Raw genomic sequence first — 20,822 nt, 5'->3', positions numbered from 1 at the left:
TGACAGTGCCTGATGGAGAGACGCCGGGACGCGAGGTCCCGGTCGCGGCCACGCGGTACGAGGCGTACAGCCACGAAGCGCTGGCAGCCGAGGTCGAAGCGGGCAACGACCCCGAGGCCGCGGGCGGTATCGGCGCCGGCTGGGACGCGCTCGCGCGGCGCATGCAGGACGCGACGTCGGAACTGGCCGGGCTGGTCGGCAGCAGTGAGGAGAACTGGCGCGGGGAAGCGGGCGACGCGCTCCGCGGGGTGCTGGCCACGGCGTCCGGCTGGCTGGCGTGGTCGGCGGACCTCTCGTCCTCGCTCGGGAAGGCCGTGTCCGGACAGGCCGAGGCGGCGGCGCGGGCCCGCGCCGACATGCCGCCACCGGTGGACTACGACCCCGGCGCGATGATTCGCGGCGCCGCGGCGGGCGGGAACCTCGCGCTCCTGGCCGCGCTCGCCGACGAGATGGAGGCCAAGCACGCGGAAGCCGAAGAGGCCCGCCGCAAGGCCGTCGACGTCATGAACACCCGCGATGCCTCGTTGCGTTCGCTGACCCCGCGGGTCTCCTTCGGGAAGCCGCCCGAGCTGGGGCGGTCTTGATCCGCGTTTCCGCGTCGGCGTTCGACGTCCTCTGGACCGATCTGGGACACGCGGCCCCGCCGTGGCCGCTGTCCGTGCGCAGCGTCGGCACCACGGAAGCGGAACGCGCCGAGATCCGCGGCGCGGTCTACGACAACCTCGCCGAACGAGGCCTCTATGACGGGGACCGGCTCGACGCCGCCCTGGAAGCGCGGCTGGACCTGCTCGCGCGCGCCGAGGTCTACGTCGAATGCGAGGCGCTGGCCGACATGACGGCTCCGGCGCCGTTCCGCGCGGTCGCGGCCGCGCGCGGGCGGCACGGCGTGCTGGCCACGCAACCCGAGCAGACCATCGCGCTCTCCGGGATCGGCGACGGCGAGGTGTTCGGCGCGATCGTCGACGTCCTGCCCGAACTGCGGCCCGGCCCCGGTTACGGCATCAGCCTGCCCGCGGCGCGCTTCGGCGACGCCCTGGAGGATCCGGTGTTCGGCGACGGCGGGCGATCGTCGGCTTCGGACAGCCAGCTGCGTGAGGTGCTCGCGATCCAGGCGCGGCCCGTCTACAGCGCGGGCCAGTTCACCGTGCGGACCCGCGACCGCGACGGCCGGGCGCACCGGGCGGGCGGGCTGACCTGGTTCGACACCGACGTCGGCGCGTACTGCGCGGCACGCACCGAGGGCCGCGGCGGGCAGACGTGGGTGAACGTGTCCCCTGTGGACGGTCCCCGGCTGGCCGCGCGACTGGCTTCGCTGCTGGACCCGGACCGCTAAGTTGTGACGAGACGAAAGCCTGAGGGGGCCTTCGGGAAGTGGGGGTTTCGGAATGAGCGTGCCGTTCGGTGGCCACGTGCGGGATCCGCAGGAGTGGATGCGGGAACAGGAGCGGCGCAGCGCCGCTCTGCTCGCCAAGGCGGAACAGGCGAAGGCCGATCTGGAGAACAACGTCGTCACGCTGAGCAGCCCGGACCGGCTGGTCACCGTGACGGTCAACCCCGGTGGGGGACTGACGTCGCTCTCGCTGTCCCCGCAGGCACAGGAGCGTCCGCCCGCCCAGCTCGCGTCGCTGATCATGAGCACCTACCGCAAGGCGACGACGCGCGCGGCGGACCGGACGCTGGAGATCATGGCCGGGCTGACCGGCGAAGACTCCGACGCGGTGGACTTCATCAAGAGCACCTTGCCGCCGAGGGAAGAAACGCAGCCCGCTCCGGAACCGGACGACTCCGCACGCTTCGGCGTCCCGGCCGAACCGCCGTCCGCTCCGCCCGCGAAACCCCGGCCGTCCCGTCCTGTGTCCGATGAGGACGACGGCGAGGACTTCCAGCACGTCGACTGGACCGGCCGCTCGTGAGCGGGCCCGGATACGGCGTCTCGCCGGAACGCCTCAAAGCGCACGCGGACCAGGTCACCGACCTCGCCGACCGCATCCGCGGCGCGGCCTCGGCGGCGAACCAGGTCGGGATGGGCGGCTTCCAGGGCTATGGCCTGCTGTGCGCGGTGCCCGTCGGCGGGGTCCTGCAACTGGCCCAAGGTGACGCGGACGAGCTGATGACCAGCGCGGCGAATCTCGGCGACGCGTTGTCCGACGCGCTGCGGAAGGCGGCCACGGACTACACGAAGATCGACGACGACGCGGCGCAGCTCGGCCGGGACCTGGGGAAGAAGCTGTGAGCGAAGGACCTGCCGCGGGCCCGAGGGAACAGAACCTGGTCGCGCAGAAGAACGAAGAGAAGAAGAACTTCAAGGGTGGCGGCCTGGCGGACAGCCTCGAAGGGCTGGCCGGCACCCTGAACCCCGATCAAGACCAGGACATCGACTCGTTCGCGCTCGCCATGGACGGGGTCTCGGTCGGGCTGGACCTGCTGTCGATGGGCTTGAATCCGCTCGGTGAGCTGGTGAAGGCCGGAGTCGGCTGGCTGATGGAGAACCTTGAGTTCATCCGCGAACCACTGGAGATCCTCACCGGTGATCCCGATCTGGTCCAGCAGGCGGCACAGACCTGGAACAACATCGCGACGGAACTCGAGGCGGTGGCGGGCGACTACGAAGGTGCGCTGAGCACGACATCCGGGTGGGACGGTGACGCGGCGATCGCGTACCGGCGGATCGCCCTGCAGTACACGCAGTCCTTGCGCGATGTCGCGGCCGAGGCGAAGGATTCGGCCCACTGGATCACCACGGGCGGGATGGTGGTGGCGACCGCGCGGGCGCTGATCTTCGACATCATCGCCGGCTTCATCAGCGATGTGATCACCCGTGCGCTCCTGGCCCTCGCCTCATCGTGGTTCACCCTCGGCGGTTCCGTCGCCGCGTTCACCGCGAGCATCTTCGCCGACGCGGTCAAGGTCATGGCGAAGATCCAGAAGAAGCTCGGCAAGCTGCTCAGTGCCATCCAAAAGTTCGTGAAACGGTTCGAAGGATCGAGCGACCGGGCCCGGGAGGCGGCACGGGCCCTGGGGCGTAAGGCTTCGGACCTGGGCCACGAGGCCAATCAGGCGATCAAGGCCAGTGACAAGACACTGGACGCTTTCAAAGCCGACAACCTCAAGCTCGCGAAGAAGGCCTTGGACTCCGACGCGACAGGTGCCGAGCGTGTGCTCAAACACGCGCGGGGCGGGATGAACCGGATGGAGAACACCGTCGCGGGCAAGATCGCGGACAACACCTACCTGAAGGTCGGGAAGGAAGCAGGCAAGGCCGCCGCGGAGAATCGCGTCCAATACGACGGCGGATCGGCCGAGCGCGGCAGGGTCACACCGCCCACCACCGGCAGGATCAGCGGAACGCTCGACGACGACGATGACTGAACGGACCGGACAAGACGAGCGGCCGGTTCGGAAACGGCGAGGCCGGGTCAGTCTGAGGGTGCTCTCCGGTGTCGTCGTCGCGGTGGTGACCGCGTGGTTCATGTTCTCGCTGGGGTTGTCGCTGGGAATCAGCGACACGGGGAAAGTGGACCGGTTCGGGGTGGCGCGCATCCAGGAATGCCACCGCAGCCCGCTGCGGTTCTGGCTGATCCATGTCTGCCAAGCCGAGGTGACTTGGGATCGGAAGGCGCCGGGCAAGCCCCTCGTCAGTTCCGCTGTGATCGGTTCGGTTTCGAACCTGTCTGGCGAGGTGAACGTCGTGTCCTACCAGTCCGCGGGCCGCTATGGCGGGTCGCAGTACAACGCCGTCCCCGTCGAGCGCCCAAGGCCGCTGTTCCCGTTCGGTTGGTGGTTCTTCTTCACTGTCGTGAGCTTGGTCCCCGGGTATGTCGCCGGCTGGTTCGCGGGCAAGGGCGTCGACCGGCTCCTGCCGGAACCGACGGAGAAACCCAAGGACTGGCGCGGTGTCAGCCGTCGCGCCACATCGGGAATGAACGGACGCCGGCGACGGCGGGGCCGCTGATGCCCGAACAGACGACGAGCCCGGCCCGCCGGACTCGGTGGTGGCCCCCAGGCGTGATGGGCGCCGTCGGCGTGATCCTCACGTTGTGGCTGATGTTCTCCCTGCAGTGGGTGGTCGGGTTCGAGCCGTGGGGCAAGCCCATCCGGACGGGTACCGCGCAGATCGGGCAGTGCCAGCGGAACCCGGTTCACACCTGGATGACTTTCCGGTGCGAGGCGGAAGTCAGCTGGGACAAGGTTCCCCGAGGCGGAGAACAGGTCTCGACCGCGTGGGTCACCGCGGTTTCCGCGCTCTCGGGCAGGGTGCCGGTGGAGGAGTACAAGTACCGGAAGAAGAACAGTTCGAGAGGTGGGTTTTCCGTCGTCCCGGTCGATCGGCCGTCGTGGCCGGTCGCCGACGGCTGGTGGATCCTTCTCGTCTTCGTGAGCGTGATCCCAGGGTGGATCGCGGGCTTCTGGGTGGGTGACCGTCTTGGCCGGCTCCTGCCTGAACCGAAGGAGAAACCCAAGGACTGGCGCGGTGTCAGTCGTCGCGCCACACCCGGAATGAACGGACGCCGTCGCAAGCGCAACCGCGGCTGACCCTGGGATGCCCGCCTTGGCGATCAGGTCGCGAAAGCCACTTTCGCGACGTCTGATGTCCCGAAAGTGGCTTTCGCGACACGCCTGCCCGAGCCTTCACGAGGACGAGGGGCGAGAGTCCTTTGTCGACCCCGGGTCATGGGATGACCCGACGGCCACCCTCCACTGTGTCCTCGGCCGTCCCCACCGCCCCCCACCGGATTCCCCACTTTCACCCCCACTTCGCGCCACAGCAGGGTTCCGGCGGCCGATATCCGGACGTGTCAGGCATGGATGAGGTTGCTTCGATACCCGCCCAGGGGGATCTTGGCCACCGTCCCCCACCGAGCCCCCACCAGGCCCCACCTGGCTGACCAGCGAAAACGTCTGACACGACGGAGTGGTCGCGGCTTTTGCCGCGTTGACTGTGGTGAAAAGTGGGGTACGGTGGTGCGCAGTGGGGCAGAAGGGAGCCCCGTGGCCGGGCTTGGCTGTTCGCAGCCGGGATCGGTAGGGAGGTGGAGCCGGTGTTCCTCGGCACCCACACCCCGAAACTGGATGACAAGGGGCGGCTCACGCTGCCCGCGAAGTTCCGCGACGCGCTCGCCGGTGGGCTGATGGTCACCAAGGGACAGGATCACTGTCTCTTCGTCTTTCCCCGGGCCGAGTTCGAGCAGATGGCGAGGAAGGTCGCCGACGCCCCGTTCACGAACGAGGCGGTCCGGGCCTATCAGCGTTATCTCTTCGCCGGGACGGACGAACAACGCCCGGACGGGCAAGGACGTATCGCGATCGCGTCCGAGCTCCGACGCTATGCCGGGCTGAACAAGGAGTGCGTGGTGATCGGGGCGATCACCAGGCTGGAGATCTGGGACGCCCAAGCGTGGCAGGGCTACCTGGACGAACACGAGGACAGCTACGCGAAGGCTCGAGAGGAAGTTCTGCCGGGCGTCTTCTAGACGTGGCCGAGGAAGCACCCACGCCGTCGGGGGGCGCGGGTTCACGCTTCGGACACGCCGGGAACCGTCCACACGGATGCCGTGAGGCCTCTGTCCGCTCAGTGGCCCTGGTACACCTTCCCCGGTACCAGGTCAGCAGGCGGGCGGACAGGGACCTGACGGCATCCGGCATCTTCCCCGGCACTACAGGAAAGGGGGGAAGACATGGCAGACGAACACGAGCACGTCCCGGTGCTGCTCGACCGCATCGTCGAACTGTTCGCGCCGGTCTTCTCCGACCGCGAGGCCGTGCTGGTCGACGCGACCGTCGGGCTCGGCGGTCATTCCGACGCGCTGCTCACCGCGTTCCCCCGGCTGCGCCTGGTCGCCCTCGACCGTGATCCCAACGCGCTGGAGCTTTCCGCTAAACGTCTTGCGCGGCACGGTGATCGTGTCGACTTCGTGCACGCGGTCTACGACGAGATGCCGTCCGCGCTGCAGGGTCTCGGACTGTCCAGAGTGGACGGGATCCTGTTCGACCTCGGGGTCTCCTCGATGCAGCTCGACCGGGCCGAGCGCGGTTTCGCCTATTCCAAGGATTCCCCGCTCGACATGCGCATGGACCCGACCACCGGGTTCACCGCGGCCGACGTGCTCAACACCTACGCCCCCGGCGAGCTGATCCGGATCCTGCGCGACTACGGCGAGGAACGGTTCGCCCAGCGGATCGTCAAAGCCGTTGTGGCGGAACGGGAGAAGGAACCCTTCACGCGCAGCGGACGGCTGGTGGAACTGCTGTACGACGCGGTCCCCGCGGCGAGCAGGCGCACCGGCGGGCATCCGGCGAAGCGCACCTTCCAGGCGTTGCGGATCGAGGTCAACGGCGAACTGGAGGTGCTGCGGCGGGCGATGCCGCGGGCGCTGTCCTGCCTGGCCGTCGGCGGCCGCATCGTCGTGGAGTCCTATCAGTCCCTCGAAGACAGGCTGGTCAAGCAGGCCTTCGCGGAACTGGCGAAATCCCGGACGCCGGAAGGGCTTCCGGTGGAACTGCCGGGCCACGGCCCGGAACTGAAACTGCTCACCAGAGGGGCCGAGAAGGCCGGCGAGGCGGAGACCGAACAGAACACGCGGGCCGCCTCCGTGCGGCTACGGGCCGCCGAACGGATCGGAGACCGAGCACGATGACCGCTCCCGCGAAGTCCCGCGGCCGCCGGACACCGCCGCCCGGACGGCGTGCCCGCGCGACCGCCACCGCCGACCAGGCGACCGACACCACCGAGACCACGACGTCCCGCGCCTCCCGTGGCCGGACGTCGGCGGCCGAGCGCGCCTACGCCCGCCGTGCCCAGCGCGCCGACCTGCTGCAGCGAGACCAGCAGCGCAACCGTCCCGACGCGGAAGGCGGCGCGGGCAAGGAAGAGCCGAAGAAGAAGCTCAAGCTGCGCTGGCCGCGTTCGCGCGCGTCGTTCGTGCTGATGATGATGGGCATGCTGGCCGTCGGTGTGGCGTGCACGTTGTGGCTGACCACGCAGGCCATCGCCGATTCGTACCGGCTCGAACAGCTCCGCACGACCAACGCCGGGCTCGCCGAGGCGAAGGAACGGCTGCAGCGCGAGGTCGCGAAGGCCGAGTCGCCCGCATCGCTGGCGCCCAAGGCCAGGGAACTGGGCATGGTGCCCGGCGGCGACCCCGCGCATATCGTGGTCGGCCCGGATGGACAGTCCACTGTGGTCGGTGAGCCGAAGAAGGCCGAAGGGGAGGCGCCCGCCGCCTCGACCGAATCGACGGCGCCCCCGCCCGCCGAGGGAACGCAGCAGGGCACCCCGTACGAGGGCGACCAGCCCGCGGTGCCGCAGGAGAACGCGGCGACCCCGGCGCAGGGAGGTCAGTGATGTCGCCCGGCCGCCCGGCTCAGGCCAGGGCCAGGTCGGCGGGAAGCGCGCGGCGGACCTACGCCGCCGGGACCCGTCGTGCCACCGCCCGCCGGGGCAACGGCGGGAACCGGAGCCGGTTCACCGGTGTCCGGATCCTGCTGATCGTCGTGATGGTGCTCGCCGGTCTCAAACTGGTGCAGGTGCAGTGGTTCGAGGCCGGCGCGCTGTCCGAGGCGGCGGAACGGCAGCGGACGTCGGTGATCGAAAGTCCCGCGCAGCGCGGCTCCATTCTGGACCGCAACGGGACGAAGATCGCGTTCAGCGTCGAGGTCCGGACGCTCGCGGTGAGCCTGAACTGGCTCCACAAGACGATGGACGACTTCGCCGCGAAGAACCCGACCAAGGGCAAGAACTTCGAGTCCGAGGTGGCGGGCGCGGCGAAGCTGATCGCGGCCAAGCTGCCCGGGGTGATCACCGAGCAGGAACTGCTGGACAAGTTCCACAAGCCGGACGGCTTCACCTACCTGGTCCACGACATCGAACCTTCGGTCGCCGAGGCGATCGTCAAGGAATACCCGTGGATCAGCGTCGAGAAGCGTTCGAAGCGGGAGTATCCCGGTGACTCGGTCGGCGCGAACATCGTCGGCTACGCGAACTGGCGCACCGACGACAAGGACGTCTCCAAGCACAACCTGCACGGTGGCTACGGTCTCGAAGCCTCGCGGGACAACGATCTCGCCGGAACACCGGGCCGCAAGATCGTCAACACCCGGAACGGCAACGACAATCTCGTCATCCCGGGTACCGAACGGGACATCCAGAACGCCGTCCCCGGTTCGGACCTGCAGCTCACGATCGACACCGACCTGCAGTACGAACTGCAGCGGCAGCTGAGCGATTACGTCGCCAAGTCGAAGGCCAAGGGCGGCCAGGCGGTCATCCTGGACTCGAAGACCGGCGAGGTCTACGCGCTGGCCAACGACAAGACCGTCAACCTCAACGACCCCGCTTCGCGCAGCGAGACGGAGAACCTGAACAACCGCGCGGTGACCACGCCGTTCGAACCCGGTTCGGTGAACAAGATCGTCACCGCCGCGGGCGCGATCGACGCGGGGATCACCACGCCGGAGGCCTCGCTGCCGGTGCCGGGTTCGTTGCAGGTCGCGGACAAGATCGTCAAGGACGCCTGGCACCACGGCACCCAGCAGTTCACCACCACCGGCATCTTCGCGAAGTCGTCGAACGTCGGCACCCTGTTGCTGGCGCAGAAACTCGGCGAGGACCGGTACGCGGATCTGCTCAAGAAGTTCGGTCTCGGCCAGCGCACCGGGCTCGGCCTCCCCGGTGAGAGCCCCGGCGTCGTGCCGCCGCGCAACCAGTGGTCGGCCACGACCTTCGGAAACCTGCCGATCGGACAGGGACTTTCGATGACCGTCGTGCAGATGGCCGGGATGTACCAGGCCATCGCGAACGACGGCCTGCGGGTGGAACCCCGGGTGGTCAAGGCGAAGGTCAACCCGGACGGGACCCTCGTCCCGGAGCCGGCGCCGAAGACCGTCCAGGTCATCAGCCCGCAGGCGGCGAAGACCGTACGCGAGATGATGCGCGCGGTGACGCAGAAGGGCCGCGGGCAGCAGAGCGGCACCGGGCCGAAGGCGGCGCTGGAGGGCTACCAGATCTCGGGCAAGACGGGCACCGGCCAGCAGGTCGACCCGCAGACGAAGACGTACAGCAACCATCTGTACAACATCACCTTCGCCGGGATCCTGCCCGCCGACAACCCGCGTTTCGTGGTCGGCATCCGGCTCGACGCGCCGGACGCCACCCTGCAGCAAGGACTCTCGGCCGCTCCGCTGTTCCATTCGGTGGCCGCGTACCTGGCGCAGCGGTTCCAGATCCCGCTGTCGGACGGTCCGTCGCCTCAGGTGCCGTTGGTGCTTTCCTGACGTGACACGCGTGTCCTGAGCCGTAACTCGCGTGCTTGAAGGCGTAACTCGCGTGATCGGGGCCGGATCTCGCCCAGCGGGAGCGCGCTGGGGCTCGCTGTCCTCAAGCGACAGTCGGAAGCCCTTGCGTGCCAAGGAGAGCTCGCGAAACCCATTACCACGAGCATGATCGCCGCGCTCACACCCCGCACCGCTTCAGTCACCCGAATGCCGCGCCGGTAACCTCCTTGGCTGTGTCGGTGCCTACTTCAGATCCCCGCAGCGGTCCCGCCGTCGAAAGCGGGTCCGGCGCGACGGCTGCCCAGGTCCCGGACAGCCCGGTCAAGGCCGTCGCCGCACCCCCTCGTCCGGCCAGGATCGAGCCGATGCCGCTGGGCACGCTGCTCGCCAGGGCGGGCGCCCGGCTCGTGGTGGGTGGCGACGACTACCCGGCCGCGGCCGAGCTGACGGTCACGGGCAGCACGCTCCGCGCCCAGCACGTCCTCCCCGGTGACCTCTTCGCCGCGCTTCCCGGTGCTCGCGCCCACGGCGCGGACTTCAGCGACCAGGCCATCGCGGCCGGCGCGGCCGCCGTGCTCACCGACGAGGCCGGTGCCGAGCGTCCGGTGCTCCGCGACGCCGGCGTGCCGATCCTGGTGCACCCGGACCCGCGGGCCGCCCTCGGCGAGATCGCCGCCTGGATCTACGGGGAGCCGTCGCTGGAGCTGTCGGTCCTCGGCATCACCGGGACGTCCGGCAAGACCACGACGTCGTACCTGGTCGACGCCGGGCTCAAGGCCGCCGGGCTCACCACCGGGCTGATCGGCACGGTCGAGACCCGGATCGCGGGGGAGCGCCTCGCCAGCGGGTTCACCACCCCCGAGGCGCCGGATCTGCAGGCCCTGTTCGCGGTGATGGTGGAGCGCGGCGTCACGCACGTCCCGATGGAGGTCTCCAGCCACGCGCTGTCGCTGGGGCGGGTCAACGGCACGCGCTTCGCGGTCGGAGCATTCACCAACCTCTCCCAGGACCACCTGGACTTCCACAAGGACATGGAGGAGTACTTCGCCGCCAAGTCGCTGCTGTTCGACGGCCGGTCCACCGCCGAGGTGGTCGTCGTCGACAGCGCCTGGGGCCAGGCGCTCCTCACCCCGCACACGGTGACCGTGTCCACCGAGCCGGGAACGGACGCGCTGTGGCGCGCCACCGACCTCACCCCCACCCCGGCGGGTGAGCAGACCTTCACCCTCCACGGCCCCGAGGGCCTCACCGCCGCGGCCAAGATCCCGCTGCCGGGTGAGTTCAACGTGGCCAACGCCGTGCTCGCGGCCGGGATCCTCAACACCGCCGGTGTCCCGCTCGACGCCATCGTCGCCGGGCTCGCCGCGGTCGAGGTGCCGGGCCGCATGGAGCGGGTCTACCTCGGCCAGCCGTTCACCGCGGTGGTCGACTACGCGCACAAGCCCGCCGCGGTGGCGCAGGGGCTCGACGCGCTGCGTGCCCGCACCGAGGGCCGGATCATCACCGTCCTCGGCTGCGGCGGGGACCGTGACACCGCCAAACGCCCGGTCATGGGCGAGGCCGCGGTCCGCCGCAGCGAGGTGCTGATCGTGACCGACGACAACCCGCGGTCGGAGGATCCGGCCGCGATCCGGGCGGCGATGCTGGCCGGCGCCCGCAACGCCGGGCCTGCCCTGGGCGGCGAGATCCTCGAGATCGCCGACCGCCGGGAGGCCATCGCCCACGCGGTCGAGCTGGCCCGGCCCGGCGACATCGTGCTCATCGCGGGCAAGGGCCACGAGACCGGCCAGGAGGTCCAGGGTGTCGTGCACCCGTTCTCCGACCGGGAAGAGCTGGCCGCCGCCATCCGCAGACGTCTGGAGACAGTGTGATCGTGCTCAGCCTGGCCGAGATCGCCGCCATCGTCGGCGGGCGGCTGCATCGGACCGACGGGACCGCCGAGGTCACCGGAAGCGTCGAATTCGACACCCGTGAGGTCACTCCCGGCGGTCTGTTCATCGCGCTGCCCGGCGCGAAGGTCGACGGCCACGACTTCGCCGCGCGGGCGGTCGAGTCGGGCGCCGTCGCGGTGCTCGCGGCCCGTGAGGTCGACGCCCCGGCCGTGATCGTGCCGCCGCTGGAGCCCGGCGAGGGGCACGAGCGTGCGTTCGCGCTGGTCTCGGACAAGGACGGGGCGGGTGCCGCGGTGCTGGCCGCGCTCGCCAAACTCGCCCGGCACGTGATCCAGAAGCTCGCGGGTGACCACCTGACCGTCGTCGGGGTCACCGGTTCGGCGGGCAAGACCTCCACCAAGGACATCATCGCCCAGCTGCTGGAGCCACTCGGCCCGACGGTGGCGCCGCCGGGCTCGTTCAACAACGAGCTGGGCCACCCCTGGACGGCGCTGCGGGCCGACGACTCGACGCGGCAGCTCGTGCTGGAGCTCTCCGCCCGCGGGCCCGGCCACATCGCCGAACTGGCGGCCATCGCGCCGCCGCGGATCGGGGTCGTGCTCAACGTCGGCACCGCGCACGTCGGCGAGTTCGGCTCGCGCGAGGGCATCGCCAAGGGCAAGGGCGAGCTCGTGGAGGCGCTGCCGAGTGCCGAGGACGGCGGTGTCGCGGTCCTGAACCTCGACGACCCGTACGTCGCGGCGATGGCGAGCCGGACGAAGGCCCGGGTCGTGTTCGTCGGCGAGAGCGAGTCCGCGCAGGTCCGCGCGGTCGACATCACCCTCGACGACGAGGCGCGCGCGTCGTTCCGCCTGGTCACCCCGGACGGCGAGGCGCCGGTGAAGCTGCCGCTCTACGGCGAGCACCAGGTCGGCAACGCGCTCAGCGCGGCCGCTGTGGCCCTGGAGATGGGCTCGACGGTCGAGGAGGTCGCGGCCCGCCTGTCGGGCCTGGAGCGGCGCTCCGAGCGCCGTATGGAGGTCACCACCCGCGCCGACGGCGTCACGGTCCTCAACGACTCCTTCAACGCCAGCCCCGAGTCGATGCGGGCCGCGCTCAAGGCGCTCGCGTCGATGAGCGCGAACCGCCGCTCCTGGGCCGTGCTCGGCGTGATGGGCGACCTCGGCGAGAACTCGGTCGCCGCGCACGACGGCATCGGCAGGCTCGTCGTCCGGCTCAACATCGACAAGCTCGTGGTCATCGGCCAGGCCGCCGCGGCCACCCATCAGGGTGCCCAGCACGAGGGTTCCTGGGGTGAGGAGTCGGTACTGGTACCCGACGTCGACGCCGCCATCGCCCTGCTGCATGATCAGCTCCGCGCGGGAGACGTGGTGCTGGTGAAGGCGTCCAAGGCCGCCGCCCTGTGGCGGGTGGCCGACGCCGTGCTCGCCGCTCCCGTAACCGACGCTGAATCCCTTTCCCCCTCTCACGAACGCTCGAACGGTGGTGACGCGTGATCAGCATCCTGATCGCGGCCGCGGCGGGCCTGCTGGTCTCCATCCTCCTCACTCCCTATCTGATCCGGGTGTTCTCCCGGCAGGGCTTCGGCCAGGAGATCCGGGAGGAAGGACCGCAGGGACACAAATCCAAACGCGGTACCCCGACGATGGGTGGTGTCGCGATCATCGTCGCGATGGTCGTCGGGTATTTCGTGGCGCATCTGATCAGCGCGCTCAGCGGCGGCAACGGCACCGGCGGCCCGTCCGCCTCGGGGCTGCTGGTCCTCCTGCTGGCCGTCGGCCTCGGGCTCGTCGGGTTCCTCGACGACTTCATCAAGATCCGCAAACAGCGCAACCTCGGGCTGAACAAGACCGCGAAACTGGTCGGCCAGCTCGTGGTCACGATCGCCTTCGCGATCCTGGCGTTGCAGTTCGCCGACGAACGCGGGCTCACCCCGGCGTCGGAAAGCCTGTCCTACGTGCGGGACCTCGCGCTGATCACCTTCCCGTCGGTGTTCTTCGTGATCTTCTGCTACATCGTCATCTCGGGCTGGTCGAACGCGGTGAACTTCACCGACGGCCTCGACGGTCTCGCCGGCGGCACCGCGGCGATGGTGCTGGCGACCTACGTCGTCATCGCCTTCTGGCAGACCCGCCTCTCGTGCGCGGTCACCCCGCAGGCCGCCTGCTACGACGTCCGTGACCCGCTGGACCTGGCGGTGGTCGCCGCCGCGGCCACCGGCGCCTGTGTCGGCTTCCTGTGGTGGAACGCCGCACCGGCGAAGATCTTCATGGGTGACACCGGTTCGCTGGCCCTCGGTGGCCTCGTCGCCGGTCTGTCGATGACCACCCGCACCGAACTGCTCGCCATCGTCATCGGCGGTCTGTTCATGGTCGAGATGATCTCGGTGGTCGCGCAGATCGCCGTGTTCCGCACGACCCGGCGGCGGCTGTTCCGGATGGCCCCGTTCCATCACCACTTCGAGCTCGCGGGCTGGGCCGAAACCACCGTCATCATCCGGTTCTGGCTGCTTTCGGCCATCTGCTGCATGTTCGGTCTCGGCCTGTTCTACAGCGAACAGCTCGGTCTCGGGGGTTAGCAAGTGGAACTGGCCGGGCGTCACGTCCTCGTCGCCGGAGCCGGGGTCACCGGCAAGTCGATCGTCCCCGTCCTGGCGGAGCTGGGCGCGCGGATCACCGTCACCGACGGCAACGCCGAACGGCTGGCGGAGCTCGAGGGGCTCGGCGCCGAGCTGGTGCCGGGCCTGACTGAGCCGCCCGGAGACGTCGAGCTGGTCGTCACCAGCCCCGGCTGGAAGCCGACGTCGCCGCTGCTGGTGGCGGCGGCCGAAGCGGGGATCGAGGTGATCGGCGACGTCGAGCTGGCGTGGCGCGTCGGGCAGTTGCGCGACAAGCCGCCGGTGTGGCTCGCGATCACCGGCACCAACGGCAAGACCACCACGGTCGGGATGCTGGAGTCGATCCTACGTACGGCCGGGGTCGACGCCGTGGCCTGCGGGAACGTCGGCTTCGCGGTGCTCGACGCGGTGCGCGCCGGGCACGAGGTGCTGGCCGTGGAGCTGTCGAGCTTCCAGCTGCACTGGTCGTCGACGCTGGCCCCGCTCGCGTCGGTGGTGCTGAACCTGGCCGAGGACCACCTCGACTGGCACGGCTCGATGGAGGAGTACGCGGCGGCGAAGGGCCGGGTCCACACCCACTCCCGCACCGTCGTGCACAACCTGCACGAGGAGTGGTCCGCCCGGCTCGCCGACGAACACGCGCCCGCCGACGCGCGCCGCGTCGCCTTCGGTATGGACACCCCGCGCCCCGGCGAACTCGGGATCGTGGAAGACCTGCTGGTCGACCGTGCCTTCGTGGCCGACCCGGCGACCAGCGCCGACGAACTCGGCACGCTGGCCGACGTGCGTCCCGCCGGTCCGCACAACGTCTCCAACGCGCTCGCCGCGGCGGCGCTGGCCCGCGCGTACGGCGTCACCGGCGAGGACGTCGCCAAGGGCCTGCGCGAGTACCGGCCCGCCCCGCACCGGGCCGAAGAGATCGGCGAAATCGACGGCGTCCGCTACATCAACGATTCCAAGGCGACCAACCCGCACGCGGCGAGCGGTTCGCTGCGCGCGCATCTGAACGTCGTCTGGATCGCCGGTGGCCAGCTCAAGGGCGCTTCCGTGGACGAACTCGTCGGTTCGATCGCCGGAAGGCTGCGCGGAGTCGTGCTGTTCGGCGTGGATTCACCCGTGATCGCCGCCGCTGTCGCGCGACACGCGCCGGATGTCCCGGTGAACAGCCTCCCTTCGGGTGACGATGACACCATGACTGCGGCGGTGAAGGCGGCCCGCGCCCTGGCGCGCCCTGGAGATGTGGTGCTGCTGGCCCCCGCCGCGGCGTCGTTGGACATGTACTCGAGCTATGGCGCACGCGGCGACGCGTTCGCGAGCGCGGTCCGTGTCCTGCGCGACGGTGCGGGGGAGACCAGTGACGGCGGTTGAGGAAAGAAAACGCGAGCCCGCGCAGCGCAAGCGCCGTGAACGCAAGGAAAGCCCGTTCGTCACGTTCCGGACCGCGCTGACGGCCTGGCTTTCGCGGCCGCTCGCATCGTTCCACCTGGTCCTGGCGCTCACCGGCGTGCTGACCGTGATCGGCATCGTGATGGTGCTGTCCGCGTCCTCGGTCGCCTCGTACAACCCCAAGACCGGCACCGGCGTGTACGCCCAGTTCAGCAAGCACCTCATGTTCGTCGCGATCGGCGCCGTGGTGTTCTGGATCGGGCTGCGGGTGCCGCTGGAACGCGTCCGGCGGCTGTCGGCGACGGCGACGGTGGTGTGCCTCGGGCTGCTCGTGCTGGTGCTGACCCCGCTCGGGTCCACGGTCAACGGCTCGCAGGGCTGGTTCCGGCTCGGGGGGTTCGCCTTCCAGCCGGTCGAGGCGGCGAAGGTCGCGCTGGCCTTCTGGGGCGCGCACATCCTGGTGATCAAGTACAACATCATCAACCAGTGGCGGCATCTGCTCGTCCCGGTCGTGCCGATCGCCCTGCTGATGTTCGCGCTGGTCATGATGCAGCCCGACCTCGGCGGCACGATCACCCTCGCGGTGGTGCTGATGGCCCTGCTGTGGTTCGCGGGCGCGCCGAAACGGCTGTTCGGGGTCATCCTCGCGGGTGGCCTTGCCGGGATCCTGGTGCTGGCGATCATCGCCCCGTACCGGCTGGCGCGGGTCATGTCGTTCGTCTCCGGCGACCCGGACACCAGCGCGGACGGTTTCCAGGCCAACCAGGCGAAACTCGCGCTCGCCGACGGCGGGTTCCTCGGCAAGGGCCTCGGCCAGGGCCAGTCCAACTGGGGCTACCTGCCCAACGTGCAGAACGACTTCATCTTCGCCCTGATCGGCGAGGAACTCGGCTTCATCGGCTGCGCGGTGGTGCTCGGGCTGTTCGCCGGGGTCGCCGTCGTCGGCCTGCGGATCGCCACCCGCAACCTCGACCCGTGGATCCGCATCGTGTCCGGCACGTTGACCGTCTTCCTGGTCGCGCAGGCCGGCATCAACATCGGCTACGTCGTCGGCCTGCTGCCGGTCACCGGGGTCACGCTGCCGTTGATCTCCTACGGCGGGACGTCGCTGGTGATCACCATGCTCATCATGGGGATCCTGGCCAACGCCGCCCGGCACGAACCGGAGGCGGTGGCCGCACTGCGCTCGCAGGGGCCAGGTAAATTCGGACGCCTGCTGAGGCTTCCCGCGCCCGAGCCGTACCGCCCGCCCGCCAAGCGCAAGGGCGGCGCGGCCAGGGGAGGCGCCGCCAAGGCGGCGAGGCCCGCGCCGAGGACGGCGAGGCCTTCGCCCGCACAGGAGCGGCGCCGTTCGGTACGGGAGCCCGGCAGGAGGACGGCCGCGCGAACGGCGGTGAACCGCGGTACCGCGAAACGGGGTACCGCAAACCGGAGAGGTCATAGGTGAACAACCCCGTCAGAGGTGGCGTTTCAGGCGAGGTCGCCGGCAAGGCGCCGGTGGTCGTGGTCGCCGGCGGTGGGACCGCCGGGCATATCGAACCGGCACTCGCCCTCGCCGACGCGGTGATGCGCCTGCGTCCCGACGCGAAGGTGGTCGCGCTGGGGACCCAGCGCGGACTGGAGAACAAGCTCGTCCCGGCGCGCGGGTACCCGCTGGAGCTGATCCCGCCGGTGCCGATGCCGCGCAAGCCGACGCCCGAGCTGCTGAAGATGCCGCTGAAGGTCCGCGACTCGGTCAAGCGCACCCGTGAGGTCCTGGACCGGGTCGGCGCGGACGTCGTCGTCGGCTTCGGCGGCTATGTCGCGCTTCCGGCGTACCTCGCCGCGCGCGGCCGCACGCCGATCGTCGTGCACGAGGCCAACGAGAAGCCGGGCCTGGCGAACAAGGTCGGCGCGCGGTTCGCCGTCCGCGTCGCCGTCGCCGTCCCGGGGACGCCGCTGGCGAAGGCCGAGGTCATCGGCATCCCGCTGCGCCGCTCCATCACCTCGCTCGACAGGGCCGCGCTGCGCGCCGAAGCCCGCGAGCACTTCGGGCTCGACCCCGACGCCCCGACCCTGCTGGTCTTCGGCGGTTCGCAGGGCGCGGTGTCGATCAACGGCGCCGTCTCCGGCGCGGCCAAGGAGTTCGCGGACGCCGGCGTCGGTGTCCTGCACGCCCACGGACCGAAGAACACGCTGGTCGTCCAGGAGTTCCCCGGACGGCCCGCGTACGTGCCGGTGCCGTACCTGGAGCGCATGGACCTCGCGTACGCCGCCGCCGACGCGGTGCTGTGCCGCTCCGGCGCGATGACCGTCGCCGAGGTGTCCGCGGTCGGCCTGCCCGCGGTGTTCGTCCCGCTGCCCTACGGCAACGGCGAACAGGCGGTCAACGCCCGGCCCGCGGTCGACGCCGGTGCCGGCCTGATGGTCGACGACGCCGACCTCACTCCCGCCAAGGTCGCGGAGCTGGTGATCCCGCTGGTGTCCGACGCCGACCGGGTCGCGAAGATGAGCGCGGCCGCGGTCGGCCTCGGTCACCGCGAGGCCGACGAGACCCTTGCCAAGATCGTGCTGGAGGCCGCAGGTGCCTGATCAACTCCCCGACACGCTCACGCGTGCCCACCTGATCGGGATCGGCGGCGCCGGGATGAGCGGCATCGCCCGTATCCTGCTCGCCCGCGGCGTCCAGGTGTCCGGCTCCGACGCCAAGGAGTCGCGCGCATTCCTTTCGCTGCGTGCCCAGGGCGCCGAGATCGCCGTCGGCCAGCGCGCCGAGAACCTCGACGCGTTCCCCGAAGGCCCGTCCTCGGTGATCGTGTCGACCGCGATCAAGGACGACAACCCGGAACTGATGGCCGCGCGGGAACGCGGGATCACCGTGCTGCACCGCGCGCAGGCGCTGGCCGGGCTGATGGAGGGGCACCGCGTCGCCTGCATCGCCGGGACGCACGGCAAGACGTCGACGACGTCGATGCTGACCGTCGCCCTGCAGCAGTGCCGTCTCGACCCGTCGTTCGCCATCGGCGGCGACCTCAACGAGTCGGGCGCGAACGCCCATCACGGCGAGGGCGGCGTCTTCGTCGCCGAGGCCGACGAGAGCGACGGATCGTTCCTGGCGTACTCGCCGTCGGTCGCCGTGGTGACCAACGTCGAGCCGGACCACCTGGACCACCACGGCACGGCCGAGGCGTACGTCTCGGTGTTCGCCGACTTCCTCGGCCGGATCGTGCCGGGCGGGTTGCTCATCGTGTGCGGTGACGACGAGGGCGCCGGGAAGCTGGGCGCACTGGCCGAGGAGCGGGGCATCCGCGTCCGCCGCTACGGGCGTTCGGTCACCGGCGCGGACGACGCGAAGGTGCTCGACTACGTTCCCGCGCCGGACGGCGGCGTCGTCCGGATCTCGGTGCGGGGCGAGGAGATCGTCCTGCGGGTCGCGGTGCCGGGTGAGCACATGGCGCTGAACGCGATCGCCGCGCTGCTGGCCGGGATCGAGCTCGGCGCGCCGGTCGAAGGACTGGCCGAAGGGCTGGCCGCGTTCGGCGGCGTCCGGCGGCGGTTCGAGTTCAAGGGCCGCGCGGGCGACGTCCGCGTGTACGACGACTACGCGCACCACCCGACCGAGGTCGACGCGCAGCTGCGCGCGGTGCGGACGGCCGCGGGCACGGGTCGCGTCGTCGTGGTCTTCCAGCCGCATCTGTACTCGCGCACGAAGGCGTTCTCGAAGGAGTTCGCGGCCGCGTTGTCGCTGGCCGACGAGGTCGTCGTGCTGGACGTCTTCGGGGCGCGCGAGAAGCCGGAGCCCGGGGTGAGCGGCGCGCTCATCGCCGACCAGATCTCCGGTGTCCCCGTGCACTACCAGCCCGCGTTCGACGTCGCGGCGAAGCTCGCGGCGGATCTGGTCGAACCCGGTGACCTGCTGGTGACCATGGGTGCCGGCGACGTCACGCAGCTCGGCCCGGAGATCCTGGCCGAACTGGACCGGCGGGCGGGCTAGCCCATGACACAGACCGGGGAACGCCGCCGCCCGGCCGAACCCGGTCGGCGTCCGCGCTCCGAACGGGTCAAGCGGACCCCACGGGCCGAACGGACTCAACGGCTGAAGCAGCGGCGCGGCAGGCGGTCGATGGACGACCGCCGCCGTTCCGCCCGGCCGACCCGGCACAAGGAGCTGCGGCGGCGCTGGGTCGCGCTGCTTTCGGTGCTGACCGCCGTCGCCCTCGTCTACCTGCTGTGGTTCAGCTCGATGCTGGGGGTGCGGCAGGTCGACGTCGTCGGGGCGAGCTCCGTGCCCGCGGACCAGATCCGCGCCGCGGCGGCGGTGCCGGACCAGAAGCCGATGCTGCGCCTGGACACCGACGAGATCCGCGACAAGGTGGCGCAGATGCCCGGTATCGCGACCGTCGACGTCTCCCGGTCGTGGCCGAGCACCCTCGAGATCACCGTGACCGAGCGGACCGCGATCGCGTTCTTCGACAGCGGGCCCGGCGGTGACGGCGTGCACCTCGTCGATGGCGGGGGAGTGGTGTTCAAGACCGTCAAGGAACGGCCAGCCGGGCTGCCCGAGCTCAAGCTGCCGTCGGTGTCGGCCGACGACCCGGTGACCCGCGCGGTGACCGGCGTCCTCGGCGTGATCCCGCAGCAGTTGCTCAAGCAGGTCACCACCGCGACGGCGAAGACCCCCGGCAGCGTCGAGTTCGCGCTGGCCGACGGGAAGACCGTGCGGTGGGGGACCTCGGCCGACACCGAACGCAAGGCGAAGGTCCTGGCCGCGCTGCTCACCCGCGAGGGCAAGGTCTTCGACGTCTCGGCCCCCGATCTGCCCACCGTCTCCTGACGCGTTTCGTCCTCTGGATGCGATAGTTCGTATCCCCGACTACCGCATTCAGAGGACGAAATGCGGTGCGCTCAGCGGGTGACGAGGGCTTCGATGCCGTCCAGCATGCGTTCCAGGCCGAACGCGAAGGTCTCGTCGGCGGCTTCGCAGGTGTCCGCTTCGTAGCCGCCGCTCTCCCAGATCCGCGTCATCGCCGGATGCCGCGCCACGTCGAAGTACTTCTCCCAGAACACCGACCGCTGCCCCCACCAGGCGTCCGTCGACTCCCCGGTCTCCTGCTCCACCTGCGCCGTCTCGGCGAAAAGCGTCGCGTTGGCCTGCACGTAGATCTCGATGCTGTTCGCGGCCGCGGCCGCCTCGCGCGGTCGCAGCCCGATGTCCGACACCGCCGCGATCACGTACTCCTGGCCCGCCATCAGTCCGGGCCCGAGCACCGGCCGCACCATCGACGTCGAACGCAGCCACGGGTGCGCCCGGAACACGGCCAGTGTGCGCTCGGCGTAGAGCCGCACCTGCTCGCGCCAGCCGTCCGGCCGCGGGTCGCCGGGGCCGGGGAGGTTCCGTTCGGCGAGCACGGAGTCGACCATGAGATCGAGCAGTTCCGTCTTGCCGGGGACGTAGGTGTAGAGCGTCATCGTGCCCGCGCCGAGTTCCTTGGCGATCTGGCTCATCGACACGGTCGCCTCGCCCGCCCGGTCGGCGAGCGCGACGGCGGTGGCGATCACCTGGTCGAGGGTCAGTTTGGGTTTTCGTCCCCTGCTCGGCTGCCGGGCTTCGCCGCGGTCACGCCACAACAGATCGAGGCTGCGCTCGAAGTCCATCCACACTCCACTCGGCCGTGAAG

20 protein-coding genes are annotated in these 20,822 nt (G+C 70.3%); 19 read left to right on the top strand and 1 reads right to left on the bottom strand.

All coding sequences use genetic code 11. The features are described 5' to 3' along the window. Positions 1 to 5 precede the first annotated feature (5 nt). From DMC64_RS40735 to DMC64_RS40645, 19 genes are all read left to right on the top strand, one after another. The gene (locus DMC64_RS40735) at positions 6 to 584 is read left to right on the top strand and encodes a PPE domain-containing protein (RefSeq protein ID WP_125737859.1); all 579 of its coding nucleotides are present in this window, start codon (positions 6 to 8) and stop codon (positions 582 to 584) included. Then, positions 581 to 1,333 carry an ESX secretion-associated protein EspG gene (locus DMC64_RS40730; RefSeq protein ID WP_037343174.1) on the top strand — a complete coding sequence of 251 codons (753 nt, stop codon included), beginning with the start codon at positions 581 to 583 and terminating at the stop codon, positions 1,331 to 1,333. The genes DMC64_RS40735 and DMC64_RS40730 overlap by 4 nt, the downstream gene beginning before the upstream one ends. Positions 1,334 to 1,385: 52 nt before the next feature. After that, positions 1,386 to 1,913, top strand: a complete 528-nt coding sequence (locus DMC64_RS40725) for a YbaB/EbfC family nucleoid-associated protein (RefSeq protein WP_125737858.1) — start codon at positions 1,386 to 1,388, stop codon at positions 1,911 to 1,913. Next, positions 1,910 to 2,233: a type VII secretion target gene (locus DMC64_RS40720; RefSeq protein ID WP_038516452.1), complete on the top strand. Its 324-nt coding sequence runs from the start codon at positions 1,910 to 1,912 to the stop codon at positions 2,231 to 2,233. Before DMC64_RS40725 ends, DMC64_RS40720 begins: the two co-directional genes overlap by 4 nt. Further along, positions 2,230 to 3,369, top strand: a complete 1,140-nt coding sequence (locus tag DMC64_RS40715) for a WXG100 family type VII secretion target (protein WP_125737857.1) — start codon at positions 2,230 to 2,232, stop codon at positions 3,367 to 3,369. Before DMC64_RS40720 ends, DMC64_RS40715 begins: the two co-directional genes overlap by 4 nt. A gap of 82 nt (positions 3,370 to 3,451) precedes the next feature. After that, a complete protein-coding gene (locus DMC64_RS40710) occupies positions 3,452 to 3,952 on the top strand; it encodes a hypothetical protein (RefSeq protein ID WP_125737856.1) in 501 nt (166 codons plus the stop codon). Continuing rightward, positions 3,952 to 4,533 (top strand): hypothetical protein, encoded by a 582-nt coding sequence (locus DMC64_RS40705; RefSeq protein WP_233629996.1) that lies wholly within the window; start codon positions 3,952 to 3,954, stop codon positions 4,531 to 4,533. Before DMC64_RS40710 ends, DMC64_RS40705 begins: the two co-directional genes overlap by 1 nt. Before the next feature lie 506 nt (positions 4,534 to 5,039). Continuing rightward, positions 5,040 to 5,471: a division/cell wall cluster transcriptional repressor MraZ gene (mraZ, locus tag DMC64_RS40700; protein ID WP_005156436.1), complete on the top strand. Its 432-nt coding sequence runs from the start codon at positions 5,040 to 5,042 to the stop codon at positions 5,469 to 5,471. Between the two features lie 204 nt (positions 5,472 to 5,675). Next, complete coding sequence (gene rsmH, locus DMC64_RS40695; protein WP_038516446.1) at positions 5,676 to 6,635, top strand: 16S rRNA (cytosine(1402)-N(4))-methyltransferase RsmH; 960 nt, start codon at positions 5,676 to 5,678, stop codon at positions 6,633 to 6,635. Then, positions 6,632 to 7,342 (top strand): hypothetical protein, encoded by a 711-nt coding sequence (locus DMC64_RS40690; protein WP_037343185.1) that lies wholly within the window; start codon positions 6,632 to 6,634, stop codon positions 7,340 to 7,342. The genes rsmH and DMC64_RS40690 overlap by 4 nt, the downstream gene beginning before the upstream one ends. Then, the gene (locus DMC64_RS40685; RefSeq protein ID WP_037343188.1) at positions 7,342 to 9,270 is read left to right on the top strand and encodes a penicillin-binding protein 2; all 1,929 of its coding nucleotides are present in this window, start codon (positions 7,342 to 7,344) and stop codon (positions 9,268 to 9,270) included. Before DMC64_RS40690 ends, DMC64_RS40685 begins: the two co-directional genes overlap by 1 nt. 365 nt (positions 9,271 to 9,635) lie before the next feature. Continuing rightward, a complete protein-coding gene (locus DMC64_RS40680) occupies positions 9,636 to 11,141 on the top strand; it encodes a UDP-N-acetylmuramoyl-L-alanyl-D-glutamate--2,6-diaminopimelate ligase (protein WP_125737906.1) in 1,506 nt (501 codons plus the stop codon). Continuing rightward, positions 11,138 to 12,658 (top strand): UDP-N-acetylmuramoyl-tripeptide--D-alanyl-D-alanine ligase, encoded by a 1,521-nt coding sequence (murF, locus tag DMC64_RS40675; RefSeq protein WP_125737855.1) that lies wholly within the window; start codon positions 11,138 to 11,140, stop codon positions 12,656 to 12,658. Before DMC64_RS40680 ends, murF begins: the two co-directional genes overlap by 4 nt. Then, entirely contained in the window at positions 12,655 to 13,740 is a 1,086-nt protein-coding gene (mraY, locus tag DMC64_RS40670) for a phospho-N-acetylmuramoyl-pentapeptide-transferase (RefSeq protein WP_016332673.1), read from the top strand. Before murF ends, mraY begins: the two co-directional genes overlap by 4 nt. A gap of 3 nt (positions 13,741 to 13,743) precedes the next feature. Next, complete coding sequence (gene murD / locus DMC64_RS40665) at positions 13,744 to 15,147, top strand: UDP-N-acetylmuramoyl-L-alanine--D-glutamate ligase (RefSeq protein ID WP_037343195.1); 1,404 nt, start codon at positions 13,744 to 13,746, stop codon at positions 15,145 to 15,147. Further along, a complete protein-coding gene (ftsW, locus tag DMC64_RS40660) occupies positions 15,134 to 16,612 on the top strand; it encodes a putative lipid II flippase FtsW (RefSeq protein WP_125737854.1) in 1,479 nt (492 codons plus the stop codon). The genes murD and ftsW overlap by 14 nt, the downstream gene beginning before the upstream one ends. Continuing rightward, a complete protein-coding gene (gene murG / locus DMC64_RS40655) occupies positions 16,609 to 17,736 on the top strand; it encodes an undecaprenyldiphospho-muramoylpentapeptide beta-N-acetylglucosaminyltransferase (RefSeq protein ID WP_125737853.1) in 1,128 nt (375 codons plus the stop codon). The genes ftsW and murG overlap by 4 nt, the downstream gene beginning before the upstream one ends. Then, positions 17,729 to 19,138, top strand: a complete 1,410-nt coding sequence (gene murC / locus DMC64_RS40650; RefSeq protein WP_125737852.1) for a UDP-N-acetylmuramate--L-alanine ligase — start codon at positions 17,729 to 17,731, stop codon at positions 19,136 to 19,138. The genes murG and murC overlap by 8 nt, the downstream gene beginning before the upstream one ends. A gap of 3 nt (positions 19,139 to 19,141) precedes the next feature. Continuing rightward, on the top strand, positions 19,142 to 19,978 hold the full coding sequence (locus tag DMC64_RS40645) for a cell division protein FtsQ/DivIB (protein WP_037343205.1): 837 nt from the start codon (positions 19,142 to 19,144) through the stop codon (positions 19,976 to 19,978). Positions 19,979 to 20,049: 71 nt separating this feature from the next. On the opposite strand, the gene DMC64_RS40640 is transcribed toward DMC64_RS40645, so the two are convergent. Then, a complete protein-coding gene (locus tag DMC64_RS40640; protein WP_125737851.1) occupies positions 20,050 to 20,799 on the bottom strand; it encodes a TetR/AcrR family transcriptional regulator in 750 nt (249 codons plus the stop codon). Positions 20,800 to 20,822: the final 23 nt, after the last annotated feature.

The organism is Amycolatopsis sp. WAC 04197, from assembly GCF_003947475.1.
In the GTDB taxonomy this organism is placed as follows: domain Bacteria; phylum Actinomycetota; class Actinomycetes; order Mycobacteriales; family Pseudonocardiaceae; genus Amycolatopsis; species Amycolatopsis japonica.
The sequence above is the reverse complement of the archived record's forward strand: the minus strand, read 5'-3'. Positions and strand labels throughout refer to the sequence as shown.